The organism is Mesorhizobium sp. P160219, from assembly GCF_057786095.1.
Genome location: NZ_JBYNWG010000001.1, coordinates 2,826,485 through 2,840,116, shown reverse-complemented (window position 1 = coordinate 2,840,116; position 13,632 = coordinate 2,826,485). Strand labels below are relative to the sequence as shown.

The window sequence follows — 13,632 nt, the reverse complement described above, 5'->3', positions numbered from 1 at the left end:
GCGCACCCTCAGTCATAGCGTACCCTCGGGTCGACGACCGCGTACATGACGTCGACGATCAGGTTGAAGACGATGGTGAAGAGCGCGATCACCACCACGGTCCCCATCACCAGCGTGTAGTCGCGGTTGAGCGCGGCATCGACGAAATAGCGGCCGACACCGGGAATGGAGAAGATGGTCTCGACGATGACCGAACCGGTGAGCAGCGCCGCGGCTGCCGGACCGGTGAAGGAAACGATCGGCAGGATGGCGCCGCGCAGCGCGTGCTTGACCACCACCGACCAGTCGGAGAGGCCGAGCGCACGCGCCGTTCGGATATGATGCGAACGCAAGCTCTCGATCATCGACCCGCGCATCAGGCGGGCAACGATGGCGATCTGCGGCAAGGCCAGCGTCAGCACCGGGCCGATCTTGTTGATCAATGCGCCATCACCCCAGCCGCCGATCGGCAACAGCTTCCAGGTCAATCCGAACACCAGCTGAATCACAGGAGCGATGACGAAGGTGGGGATAGTGCTGCCGGCGGTCGCCAGCGCAATCACCGTATAGTCGCCAAGCTTGTTCTGGTTGAGCGCGGCGATGGTGCCGAGCACCGAACCAAGCAGCAGCGCCAGGATCAGCGCCGAGGTGCCGAGCTGGACCGATATCGGCAGCCCCTTGGCAAACAGTTCGGTGACGGTGAAGTCAGGCAAATTGTAGCTCGGCCCGAAATTGCCGCGCAGAAGATTGCCGAGATAGTGGGCATATTGCAGCCAGAGCGGATCGTCGAGGCCGAACTGTGCTTCCAGATTGGCCCTGATCTCGGGACTGAGGCCCCGCTCCTGATTGAAGGGGCCGCCCGGTGCGACGCGTATCAGGAAGAACGCCATGGTCACGATGACGAACAGCGTCGGAATGGCGGTCAGAAGCCGCCGTAAGATGTATCGCAGCATCGGCGCCCCGCTTCGGCCAGAGCGACATACGTCCATGCGGACGCATTGCCACGCTCCGGCGCCAAATCTTCGCACCGGGCTTGCCGAAAATCGACCACGACTTTCGGACCGGTGCGATGACCGACCAGTCCGCCCCGCCCGGAGGGGGCGGGGCGGTCCAGTCAAGGATGATTATCAGTCCTTGGAGACGAAGCGGGACGGATGGATGTCCATCACATTGTCATCGAAGCCATGCAGCTTCGAGGAAACGATATCGTGGAAGCTGTAGTAGAGAAGCGGAATGTTGCCGACGTCATCGACAAGGATGCGCTCGGCCTCGGTGAGGTCCTTCATGCGCTCTTCCGGCTTGCCGCCGGCAGCCGCGGCCTTGTCCATGGCCGCCTCATATGCCGGGCTGACGTAGCTCGAATAGTTGTTGCCGCTGGCCTTGCGGGTGATGCCGAGGAAGGTCTCGGGATCCTTGTAGTCGGCGATCCAGGCGGCACGCGCCACGTCGTAGTTGCCCTTCTGCTCGAGGAAGGAATAGTGGGTCTTGGTATCGGTGTTCAGCAGCGTGATCTCGACGCCAAGCGGCTTCAACTGTTCCTGGATGGCAACCGCGGTGTTCTTGTGGTTTTCCGAGGTGTTGTAGCGGATCTCCATCTTCAGCGGATGCTCGGGCGTATAGCCGAGTTTCTCAAGGATCTTCTTGGCGGCGTCCTCGCGGTCGATCTGCGGCATGTCGGCGTATTTGGCCATTGCCGGCGTGTAGCCGGCGATGCCCGGAGGCACCATCGAATAGCCGGGCAGCATGGAATTCTGCCAGACCTTTTCGGCCAGGAAGTCGCGGTCGATCGCCATCGAGATGGCGTTGCGCAGCTCGACATTGTCCCAGGGCGCCTTGTCGGTCTTGATCGCGTAATAATAGGTGCCGAGATACGGTCCGACGCGGACCTGATCGCCGAACTTGGTCTTGAGGTCAGCGAGCTGTTCGGTCGGCAGGTCGCCGTAGCTGTCGAGTTCGCCTGCCTCGAAGCGCTTCATCGCCGAAGAGCGGTCTTCGGTCGGGATGTAGTTGACGACGTCCATCTTGACGGTCGCGGCATCCCAGAATTTCGGATTCTTGACCAGCTTCATGTGGTCGTTGGGAATCCACTCGGCCAATGTATAGGCGCCGTTCGAAACGAGATTGCCCGCCTTGATCCAGTCGGCGCCGAGCTTGTCGATCGAGGCCTTGTTGACCGGATAGGTAGCTTGGTGGGTCAGCATCTCCAGGAAGTATGGCGTCGGCGCCTTCAGCGTCACTTCCAGGGTGTTGGCGTCGATCGCCTTGACGCCCATGTCCTCGGGCTTGCCTTTCTTGGTGTTGACTTCCTCGGCGTTCTTCACGGGATAGAGCATGGAAGCGTATTCGGCGGCGGTCGCCGGATCCTCCAGCCTACGGAAGGAATAGACGAAGTCGTCCGCCGTCACCGGGCTGCCATCCGACCACAAGCCGTCCTTGCGCAGCTTGAAGGTGTAGACGGTGCCGTCATCAGATACCGTCCAGCTTTCGGCGGCGCCCGGGATGAGGTTCGTCTTCTGATCGTGCATGACCAGTCCCTGGAACAGGTCGCGTATGATATCGGCTTCGTAGACGGTCGAGGTCTTGTGCGGATCGACCGTCTCCGCTTCGGCGGCGCTGCCTCTGTTATAGACGGTCTCGGCAAGGGCCGGCGTCAGGAACGTGCCTGCGGCAAAGGTCATGGTCGCGGCGACAAGCGTCGCCTTCAGCATATTTTTCAGCATGAAGTCTCTCCCTGTGGCGCTGCCCATCGGCTGCGCCTTACGAGTGTTGACGCCCCGGAACCGATTTCTGGCCCCTTCGAGCGCGCCGCCGGTTCCCGTTCCGGCAGCTGGTGGCAGGAGACTAGACAGACGGAAATATTATTTCAACCGAGTCTTGCTTGACGCTAAGTGAGCATCCTCACCCTAAACCAGCCATAGCTAATCTATATTACCAGGTTCAATTGGGTGCAGCTTGCGGTTGTGCTGTAATTTTGCGTTTTGCCCTCAGCAGTTGTCATTAGCGCAACCATCTGGAAATATTCCAGGAATGCCGTTCGTGGCCAAGCTCGACGAAAGTACCGAAGAAGCCCGAAAATGAAAAACATGGCGCCGGTGGCGTTGCACGGATCACTCGGCACGGTTGCATGCGGACACGATCTTTGTTGACGCCGGACGGCGTCCCTGAAAGATCAGCCTACCTTGCCGACAAACCAGCCCAGGGCCGGCAGCAACAGCCCCTCCTCCTGCAGGACGGCACCGCCACCCTGAGCGATCGTCTCGACAGGCTGGAGATCCGGCGGCAGCCGCCAGTCGGCCGGCTTGTCGGCGAAATTGAAGACGCAGAGCAATATCGCGTCCTCACCCTGCCGGATGAAGGCAAGGACATCGCCGTCGGCATCAAGAAAGCGGATCGGGCCCTTGACCAGCGCCAGATGCGCCTTGCGCAAGGCGAGCATCGTCCGGTAGCCGGCGAGCACGGACTTGTCGTCGGCGTTCTGGATATCGACCGCCCGAGCGCGGTGGCTTTCCGGCACCGGCAGCCAGGGTTTTCCCGAGGAAAAACCGGCATTGTCGGCGCCCGCTTCCCAGACCATCGGTGTGCGGCAGCCGTCCCTGCCCTTTACCCCCGGCCAGAAACGGATGCCGACGGGATCGCGCAGATCCTCGAAGGTCAGTTCCGCCTCCTCCAGCCCAAGCTCTTCGCCTTGGTAGAGACAGATCGAGCCGCGCAGGCAGGAGAGCAAAGCGATAGCGAATGTCGCCACCGCATCTGGATCGCCGCCCGGCCGCGTCCAGCGGCTGACATGGCGCACGACATCGTGGTTGGAGAACGCCCAGCAGACCCAGCCGTCGGCGACAGCTGCCTCGAAGGCCTCGACACAGCCGCGCACATGGGCGGCTGAGAATTGCTGGCCGAGCAGGTCGAAGGTGTAGCACATGTTGAGCTTGTCGCCGCCGGATGTGTAGGCGGCCAGCGTCTGCAGGGAACGGCCTTCGTCGCCGACCTCGCCGACACTGGCGCGGCCGTCATATTCGTCGAGCAAAGCGCGGAAGCGCCTGAGGAAGTCGAGGTTTTCCGGTTGCGTCTTGTCGAACAGGTGCTCCTGGAAGAGATAGGTGTTGGTTTCGCCGTTGGTGCCGGCGACGCTCGACGCCAGCGGCGGGTTGCTGCGCAGCCAGCGGTCGTGGACATAGTAGTTGACCGTATCCAGGCGGAAGCCGTCGACGCCGCGCTCGAGCCAGAACCGCACCGTCTGCAACAACGCGTCTTGAACCTCAGGATTGTGGAAGCTGAGGTCCGGCTGCGAGGCGAGGAAATTGTGCATGTAGTATTGCCGGCGGGTCGCGTCCCACTCCCAGGCCGGGCCGCCGAAGACCGACAGCCAGTTGTTGGGCGCGTTGCCGTCCGGCCTGGTGTCGGCCCAGACATACCAGTCAGCCTTGGGATTATCCTTGCTGGCACGGCTCTCTACAAACCATTCGTGCTTGTCGGAGGAGTGCGACAACACCTGATCGATGATCACCTTCAGGCCGAGCCTGTGCGCCTCGGCAACCAGCGCGTCAAAGTCGTCGAGCGTGCCGAACATCGGATCGACCGCCTGATAGTCGGAGACGTCGTAGCCCATATCGGCCATTGGCGATTTGAAGAAGGGCGACAGCCAGACGGCGTCGACGCCGAGCGAGGCGACGTGCGCCAGCCGTGAGGTGATGCCTGAGAGGTCGCCGCTGCCGTCGCCGGTGGTGTCCTGGAAGGAGCGAGGATAGATCTGGTAGATGACGCAGCCGCGCCACCAGTCGGCGCTCTGTTCGGGTCCCGGCTGGGCATTGTCGTCGGCCATTACGGACCCTTCCTGGCGCGGGCCTTTGCGGTCCGGCGCTCGATCATGAAACTGACACTGCGGCCGGGCAGCGGCCGCGCGAGGTCGACCGCTTGCGCTTCAACAGCCGGCTGCCATTCAAACCCTTGCCGCGCGGGCAGCGTGAAGACGCATTGGCGGCGATCGCCATTGACGATCACAGCCAGGCGGCCTTCCCCGCCATCGCCGAGCAGCATGACGAGGCGATGGCGCGAGCCATCGTTCCAGTCGGCTTCGCTGAGCAGCGCGCCGGTCTCGGTCAGCCAGGCGACGTCGGGCACATCAGAACCGTCCGGCGGCTCTCCGGTCAGGAAGCGCGTATCGGAAAGCGCCGGCACCGCGCCGCGCAGAGCTGCGAGCGCCGACACATGGGCTTCCAGCCCGACGTCGCGCCCGGCCCAGTCGAGCCAGGTGATGGCGTTGTCCTGCGCATAGGCGTTGTTGTTGCCCCCTTGCGTGCGGCCGAATTCATCGCCGGCCGTCAGCATGATGGTGCCGCGCGAGGCAAACAGAGTGGCGAGCAGCGCGAAGCGATCATGGGAACGGGCCTCGGCAATCACCTTGTCCGAGGTTTCGCCCTCGACGCCGTTGTTCCAGGACAGGTTCTCATTGTGGCCGTCGCGGTTCTTCTCGCCATTGGCTTGGTTGTGCTTGGCTTCATAAGCGACGATATCGGCCAGCGTCATGCCATCGTGCGCGGCGATGAAGTTGACCGTGCGGCTGGCGGATTGGCCCTCCCTGCCGAACACATCGGAGGAGCCGGCGAGCCTTGTCGCCAGCGCACCGACCGTGCCGGCATCGCCGCGCCAGAAGCGCCTGACGTCGTCGCGGTAGCGGTCGTTCCATTCGAGGTAAGGCGGCCGGAAATTGCCGAGCTGATAGCCATTCGGGCCGATGTCCCAGGGCTCGGCGATCAGCACCCTGTCGGCAAGGATGGGATCGGTTGCGATGGTTTCGAGCAACGGGGCTGCCGGATCGAATGCGCCATCGACGCGACCGAGGACCGGCGCCAGGTCGAAGCGGAAACCGTCGACGCCGGCTTGGCGGACGAAATGGCGCAGCGTGTCGAGTACCATGTCGCGAACGACCGGATGGTCGCAGGCGATGGTATTGCCGGTGCCGGTATCGTTGGCCAACCTGCCGTCCGGCTCGCTGCGGTAGTAGGCTTGATTGTCGAGGCCGCGCAGCGACAGCGTCGGCCCGAGCCGGTCACTTTCGCCGGTATGATTGAAGACGAGATCGAGGATGGTGCCAATGCCAGCCTTGCGCAGCACCCCCACCGTATCGCGCAATTCGGCGAGGCCGCCCGGCGCCAGCCGCGGATCGAGCGCCATGAAGGTGACTGGGTTGTAGCCCCATGCGTTGCTGAGGCCGAGCGGCGGTAGATGGCGCTCATCGATCCATGCCGTCACGGGCATTAGCTCAACGGCGGAGACGCCGATCTTTCTGAGGTGTTCGAGGATGGCCGGATGCGCAAGTGCGGCAATGGTGCCGCGCTGCGCTTCCGGTACGTCCAGATGCAGCCTGGTGAAGGAGCGGACGTTGAGTTCGTAGATCAGGCCGCCTGGCTGGAACAAAGGCGGCTTGGCCGGCAGCGGCTTCGGTTGAGCCCGCGCGATGGTCTTCGGCATCAGTGGCGCGGTGTCGGCGCCTTCGTTGCGCCGGGCGGCAAGCCGCCAATGATGCTGGTAGGGCCGGTCGATTTCGACGGCGTAGGGATCGGTGAGCAGCTTGTCGGGATCGAACCACAGCCCGCGCTCCGGCGCATATTCGCCGTCGGCGCGAAAGCCGTAGCGCGTACCCGCGGCAAGGCCGGCGACGAACAGCGCATGGACGCCCTCGCCTTCCGGCTGAAGTTCGAGCCGGTCGATTTCACGGGCGCCGGTGTCGTCGAAGATCGACACCCACAGGCGCCGCGCGGACGACGACCAGGCGGCGAAGCGGATGCCTTCGGGAGTGACCGTTGCGCCGAGCTGGGTCATCGGCGCATCCTCCACCCTCCCCCTTGTGGGGAGGGTCGCGAACGAAGTGAGCGGGGTGGGGGTCGGCGCGGGGAAAGCGCTTTACGAGCACCCCCAACCCGAGCGGCTGCGCGGATCGACCCTCCCCACAAGGGCGAGGGTAAAGACGTCACCACCCTCAAGTAATCACGCTCGGCTTGTTGCGCCCGGTGTGGCTCTTGATCCCGGCGATATCATCGGCAGCCGCGATCAGGTCGGCGAGCGCCTCTTGCGTGTCGAGATCATGCCGCGCTCTGTCCGGCTCGTAGCGCTCGATGTAGACGCGCAGCGTAGCACCCGACGTGCCGGTGCCGGACAAACGAAACACGACACGCGAGCCGCCTTCGAACAGGATGCGGATGCCCTGGTTCTTGCTCACCGAACCGTCGACCGGATCGTGATAGGCGAAGTCGTCGGCATTGGCGATCTTCAGGCCGCGCACGCTGGTGCCGGGCAGCGAGGTCAGCTTGGCGCGCAACTCGTCGACCAGGGCGTTGGCGCGCTCGGTTTCGACCTCCTCATAGTCATGACGTGAATAGTAATTGCGGCCGTAGGTCGCCCAATGTTCGGTAACGACGTCCTTGCAGCTTTCGCCGCGCACGGCCAGGATGTTCAGCCACAACAGCACCGCCCACAGCCCGTCCTTTTCACGGACATGGTTCGAGCCGGTGCCGGCGCTTTCCTCGCCGCAGATCGTTGCCATGCCGGCATCGAGCAGATTGCCGAAGAACTTCCAACCGGTCGGCGTTTCGTAGATGCCGATGCCGAGCTTTTCGGCGACGCGGTCGGCAGCGCCGCTGGTCGGCATCGAGCGGGCGATGCCTTTGAGGCCGTCCTTGTAGCCCGGCGCCAATTGCGCATTGGCGGCAAGCATGGCCACCGAATCCGACGGGGTGACGAAAATGCCCTTGCCGATGATGAGATTGCGGTCACCGTCGCCGTCGGAAGCGGCGCCGAAATCGGGCGCATCCGGTCCCATCATCTCGTCATAGAGATGCTTGGCGTGGACCAGGTTCGGATCCGGGTGATGGCCGCCAAAATCCGGCAGCGGCTTGTAGTTGCGGCAGGTGCCATTCTCCGCGCCGAGCCGGCGCTCGAGGATTTCCTTGGCATACGGGCCGGTGACCGCATGCATGGCGTCGAAGCGCATGCGGAAGCCGTATTTGAAATTGGCGCGGATGGCGTCGAAGTCGAACAGGCTCTCCATCAATTCGGCATAGTCGGTGACCGGGTCGATAATCTCGACCGCCATGCCGCCGGCGGTCACCGTGCCGATCTTATCGATGTCGATCTGGTCGATGTCGGCGGTCTTGAAGCTCGAAATCGTCTTGGTCTTTTCGAAGATCGCGTCGGTCAGCTTTTCCGGCGCCGGGCCGCCATTGCCGGCATTGTACTTGATGCCGAAATCCTCGTGCGGGCCGCCCGGATTGTGACTGGCCGACAGGATGATGCCGCCGAAGGTCTTGTATTTGCGGATGACATGCGACGCCGCCGGCGTCGACAATATGCCGCCCTGCCCGACCATCACCTTGCCGAAGCCGTTGGCCGCCGCCATGGCGATGGCCTTCTCGATGACCTCGCGGTTGTAGAAGCGGCCGTCGCCGCCGATCACCAGCGTCTTGCGCTCAAAGCCCTCCAGCGCGTCGAAGATCGACTGGATGAAGTTCTCGGCATAGTGCTCCTGCTGAAAGACAGGCACCTTCTTGCGCAGGCCGGACGTGCCGGGTTTCTGGTCGAGATAGGGTTTGGTGGCGACGGTCCGGATCATGCTTCAGGCAACCCTTTTCGAAAGCAGCAGGCGGTAGAGTTCAACGTATTTGTCGGCGCTCTTGTCCCAGGAGACATCGGCCTTCATGCCCTGGCGCTGGATCTGTTCCCAGACGGCCGGGCTCGAATGCGCATCGACCAGCCGGCGGATGGCGTGCAGCATGGCGCCGCCACTATTGGGCGCGAACTGGAAGCCGGTGGCGACACCGGCCGAGATCGCTGCTTCATTGGCGTCGATGATGGTGTCGGCAAGGCCGCCGGTGCGGGCGACGACCGGCACGCAGCCATAGCGTAGGCCGTAAAGCTGGGTCAGCCCGCAAGGCTCGAAGCGCGACGGGATGACGATGGCGTCGCAGCCGCCCTGCATGGTGTGGGAAAGCCCCTCGTCATAGCCGACGACGACGCCGACACGGCCGCGATGGCGGGCGGTGGCAGCCAGCAGCGCGCCTTCCAGGCCGGCGTCGCCTGAGCCGAGGATCGCCAGCCGCGCGCCGGTGGCGACGACGCCGTCGACCACAGCCGCCAGTATGTCCATGCCCTTCTGCCAGGTCAGCCGGCTGACGACGCAGACGATCGGACTGTCGTCGCGCTCGAGGCTGAAGCGGTCCTCGACAACCGCCCGGTTGGGAAGCCGAGCCTTGAGCGTCGCGGCGGAGTAGGCCGACACCAGATGCTTGTCGGTCTCCGGGTTCCAGATGTCGGTGTCGATGCCGTTGACGATGCCGTAGAGGTCGGAAGAGCGCATGTTGATCAGGCCGTCGAGGCCCATGCCGAATTCCGGCGAGCGGATTTCCTGGGCATAGGTGGGGCTCACCGTGGTGATCGCCCAGGCCGCCTGCAGGCCGGCCTTGAGGAAGCCGACGCCGCCATAGTATTCGACGCCGTCGAGCGCCATCGCCGCGGCCGGCAAGCCGAGCTCGCCAAAAATGCCGGCGCCGAACTGACCCTGGAAGGCAAGGTTGTGAACCGTGATCAGCGACGGCACGCCGACCGCCTTGCCGTAGCGCATATAGGCCAGCGTCATCGCCGACTGCCAGTCATGGGCGTGGACGAGATCCGGCTGGTAGCCGGAAATGGCGCCGCCGGCGATATCGCCACCGACCTGGCTCAGCGCAGCAAAACGCCGCCAATTGTCGGGCCAATCGGCGCCGGCCGCATTGCCGTAAGGGCCGCCGGGACGGTCGTAGAGATGCGGCGCGTCGAGCACGAACAGGTCGAGCCCGGCGATCTTGACGGCATGGACCGAAGCCTTGCCGCCCTGCAGCAGCGGGTATTGGTAGACAGCCTTCTTTTTCTTGAAGGCGTCCATCACCTGGGGAAAGCCGGGGATGAGCGTGCGCATGGTCACGCCCTTGGCGGCCAGCGCGATCGGCAATGCGCCGGTCACATCGGCAAGTCCGCCGGTCTTGACCAGCGGGAATATTTCGGGCGTGACCGACAGAACCTGCATGCGTCTATGGTATCCCGTCTTACAGCTTCAGCTTGTCGATCATGTCCTGCGTGACCAGGCAGATGCCCTTTTCCGAAACCCGGAAACGCTTGGCGTCGAGAACAGGGTCTTCGCCAACCACCAGCCCTTCCGGTATCCTTACACCGTGGTCGATGACGACGCGCTTCAACTTTGCGTTCCGGCCGACATGAACGTCGGGCAGCATGACGACCTCTTCCAGCGTCGAATAGGAGTTGATGCGCGCGCCGGTGAAGATCAGGCTGCGCTTCAGCGAAGCACCCGAGACGATGCAATCGCCTGAGACCAGCGAGGACACGGCCGAACCGCGCCGGCCATCCTCGTCATGCACGAACTTTGCCGGCGGCTTCAATTCGGCATAGGTCCAGATCGGCCAGTCACGGTCGTAGAGGTCGAGTTCGGGGGTAATGTCGGTCAGGTCGATATTGGCTTCCCAGTAGGCGTCGACCGTGCCGACATCGCGCCAATAGGCCTCGTTCTCGGCCGTCGAGCGCACGCAGGATTTGGCGAAGCGATGCGCGATCGCCTTACCGTGCTGGACGATGTAGGGGATGATGTCCTTGCCGAAGTCGCGGCTGGAGCCTGGCTCGGCCGCATCGCGGCGCAGCTGTTCCATCAGGAACTTGGTCTTGAAGACATAGATGCCCATGGAGGCCAGCGCGAATTCCGGCTTGTCGGGAATGCCGGGCGGGTCGGCGGGCTTTTCGACGAAGGCGATGATGTTGTCCTTGCCGTCGACATGCATGACACCGAAGCCGGTCGCTTCCATGCGCGGCACTTCGAGGCAACCGACGGTGACGTCGGCATTGGCATCGACGTGCTGGCGCAGCATCAACTCGTAGTCCATCTTGTAGATATGGTCGCCGGCCAGGATGACCATGTATTCGGGCCCATAGGCCTCGATGATGTCGATGTTCTGGTAGACGGCGTCGGCGGTGCCTTCATACCACTGGGTTTCCGAGACACGCTGGGAGGCCGGGAGGATGTCGAAGCTTTCGTTTCGCTCCGGGCGCAGGAAGTTCCAGCCGCGCTGCAGGTGGCGGATCAGCGAATGCGCCTTGTACTGGGTGGCGACACCGAGGCGGCGAATGCCGGAATTCAGCGCATTGGACAGCGCGAAATCGATGATGCGCGTCTTGCCGCCGAAATAGACAGCCGGCTTGGCGCGGCGGTCGGTCAATTCCTTGAGCCGGCTGCCGCGGCCGCCGGCCAGCACATAGGCCATGGCATCGCGCGCCAGCGGCTGGGTTCTCTTCAAGTCTGCCATTTTTTACCCTCCCAAATTACCAGTCTGGAGCATCGCCCGGTCCGCAACGAGTCGACGGACCTAATCCGAAACGAGTTGACGGACCTAGTCCGCAACGAGTTCAAGCATGATCGTCGACAGCGGCGGCAAAAGCATCGTTGCCGAAATGCCTCCTCCTTCCGCCCTGGCTTCGACCACACCGCCATTGCCCTTGCCCGAACCACCGTAGTCCGAAGCGTCGGTGTTGATGATTTCGCGCCATTTGCCGACCTTGGGCAATGGCACGCGATAATTGTCGCGCGGCACTGGCGTGAAGTTGGAAATGACGGCGATCGGGTTGCCGCCGGGCGCGCTGCGCAGCCAGGCGAAGACCGAATTTTCCTTGTCGTCGACGATCAGCCAGGAGAAGCCGTCCGGCTCGCAGTCGCGTGCATGCAGCGCTGGGCGCGAGCGATAGAGATAGTTGAGGTCGCGCACCGTCTGCCAGACGCCGCGATGCGGGTGGAAGTCGAGCAGGTTCCAGTCGAGCGCGCGCGCCTCGCTCCACTCGCGGCGCTGGGCGAATTCCTGGCCCATGAACAACAGCTTCTTGCCGGGATACCCCCACATGAAGGCGTAAAAGGCGCGCAAAGTCGCGAACTTCTGCCAGTCGTCGCCGGCCATCTTGCCGAGCAGCGTGCCCTTGCCGTGCACGACCTCGTCATGGGACAGCGGCAGCACGAAATTCTCGGAGAAAGCGTAGGTCAATCCGAACGTCAGGTCGTTGTGGTGGTGCTTGCGGAAGATCGGCTCCTTGGCGAAATACTCCAGCGTGTCGTGCATGAAGCCCATGTTCCATTTGAAGCCGAAGCCCAGCCCGCCTTCATGCACCGGCGCCGAGACCTTCGGCCATGAGGTCGATTCCTCGGCGATGGTCATCACGCCGGGATGGTGGCCGTAGACCTCCTTGTTCATCTTCTGCAGGAAGGACACCGCTTCGAGGTTTTCGCGGCCGCCCTTCTCGTTGGGGATCCATTCGCCGGCCTTGCGCGAATAATCGAGGTAGAGCATCGAGGCCACCGCATCGACGCGCAAACCGTCGACATGGTATTTCTCGGCCCAGAACAGCGCGTTGTTGACGAGGAACGACACCACCTCGCGGCGGCCGAAATTATAGATCGCGGTGTTCCAGTCGGGATGAAAACCCTTGCGCGGATCGGCATGCTCGTAGAGTGCGGTGCCGTCGAAATTGGCGAGGCCATGCGCGTCGACCGGGAAATGCGCCGGCACCCAGTCGAGGATGACGCCGACGCCGGCGCGGTGCGCACCGTCGACGAAACGGGCGAAGCCGTCGGGGTCGCCGAAGCGCGCCGAGGGGGCATAAAGTCCGGTTGTCTGATAACCCCATGACGGGTCATAGGGATGTTCGGAGATCGGCAGGAACTCGATGTGGGTGAAGCCAGTCTCGACAGCATAGGGGATGAGCTGGTTGGCGAGTTCGTCCCATGACAGGAAGCTGCCATCATCGTGCTGCTGCCACGAACCGGCATGGACCTCGTAGATCGATATGGCTTCGCGCCGCGGATCGGCCTTTCGCCAGTAATTGCGATGCGCCTCGTCGCCCCATTCATGCGCCGGCGGCACCGCCGTCACCGATGCTGTGGCCGGGCGTAGTTCAGACTTGAAGGCGAACGGATCGGCCTTGAGCGGCAGGCGCACGCCGTCCGGGGCAATGATCTCGTATTTATAGGGGTGGCCGGCGCCGATATCGGGAATGAACAGCTCCCAGATGCCGGTGTCGCGGCGGTCGCGCATCGTATGGCGGCGGCCGTCCCATTCGTTGAAGTCGCCGACCACGGAGACGCGCCTTGCATTGGGCGCCCAGACGGCGAAATGGACGCCCGACGCGCCTTCATGGTCGAGGAGATGGGCGCCGAGCTTGTCGAACAGCCTGAGGTGCGACCCTTGCGCGATATAGTAATCGTCCATCGGGCCGAGCACCGGGCCGAAGGAATAGGGATCGGTCAGCCACCAGTCGCCGCCGGCATTTTTGGCGTGATAGCGCAGCGGCTGACGCTTCTTGATCGACAGTCTGCCTTCGAAGAAACCGGCGTCGTCGCGCCGCGTGAGTTCGCCGGCGTTCTTGCCGGCCAGCGTGTATGCGGTGACGAACTCGGCATTGGGGACGAAGCAGCGGGCAACCAGGCTCTTGCCGGCATCATGCACGCCCAGGATTGCAAAAGGATCGCCATGCGTGCCTGCAACAATTGCGGCGACATCGCCGGCTGACGCCAGCCCGTCCGACCCGCTCGTCGTCGCGGTCGCGCGCGGTTTCTTCATCAGGCGGTGTCCCTCC

7 protein-coding genes and 1 pseudogene are annotated in these 13,632 nt (G+C 63.4%); all 8 read right to left on the bottom strand.

Going from position 1 to position 13,632, the window contains the following annotated elements:
• Positions 1 to 8: 8 nt before the first annotated feature.
• Positions 9 to 932, bottom strand: coding sequence for an ABC transporter permease subunit (locus AC3EMP_RS13615; protein ID WP_023684574.1), 924 nt, complete (start codon positions 930 to 932; stop codon positions 9 to 11).
• Between the two features lie 426 nt (positions 933 to 1,358).
• A pseudogene (locus AC3EMP_RS13610) lies at positions 1,359 to 2,504 on the bottom strand (peptide ABC transporter substrate-binding protein); the annotation flags it as partial.
• Positions 2,505 to 3,148: 644 nt separating this feature from the next.
• Positions 3,149 to 4,798 (bottom strand): beta-galactosidase BglA, encoded by a 1,650-nt coding sequence (bglA, locus tag AC3EMP_RS13605; RefSeq protein ID WP_352711159.1) that lies wholly within the window; start codon positions 4,796 to 4,798, stop codon positions 3,149 to 3,151.
• Positions 4,798 to 6,798 carry a glycogen debranching protein GlgX gene (gene glgX, locus AC3EMP_RS13600; protein ID WP_352711156.1) on the bottom strand — a complete coding sequence of 667 codons (2,001 nt, stop codon included), beginning with the start codon at positions 6,796 to 6,798 and terminating at the stop codon, positions 4,798 to 4,800. Before glgX ends, bglA begins: the two co-directional genes overlap by 1 nt.
• A gap of 157 nt (positions 6,799 to 6,955) precedes the next feature.
• Positions 6,956 to 8,584 (bottom strand): alpha-D-glucose phosphate-specific phosphoglucomutase, encoded by a 1,629-nt coding sequence (locus tag AC3EMP_RS13595; RefSeq protein ID WP_027050038.1) that lies wholly within the window; start codon positions 8,582 to 8,584, stop codon positions 6,956 to 6,958.
• A 3-nt stretch (positions 8,585 to 8,587) separates the two neighbouring features.
• Entirely contained in the window at positions 8,588 to 10,033 is a 1,446-nt protein-coding gene (gene glgA / locus AC3EMP_RS13590; protein ID WP_352498450.1) for a glycogen synthase GlgA, read from the bottom strand.
• A gap of 19 nt (positions 10,034 to 10,052) precedes the next feature.
• A complete protein-coding gene (gene glgC, locus AC3EMP_RS13585) occupies positions 10,053 to 11,318 on the bottom strand; it encodes a glucose-1-phosphate adenylyltransferase (protein ID WP_023670729.1) in 1,266 nt (421 codons plus the stop codon).
• 84 nt (positions 11,319 to 11,402) lie between these two features.
• Positions 11,403 to 13,616: a 1,4-alpha-glucan branching protein GlgB gene (glgB, locus tag AC3EMP_RS13580; protein ID WP_023735557.1), complete on the bottom strand. Its 2,214-nt coding sequence runs from the start codon at positions 13,614 to 13,616 to the stop codon at positions 11,403 to 11,405.
• Between the last annotated feature and the right edge of the window lie 16 nt (positions 13,617 to 13,632).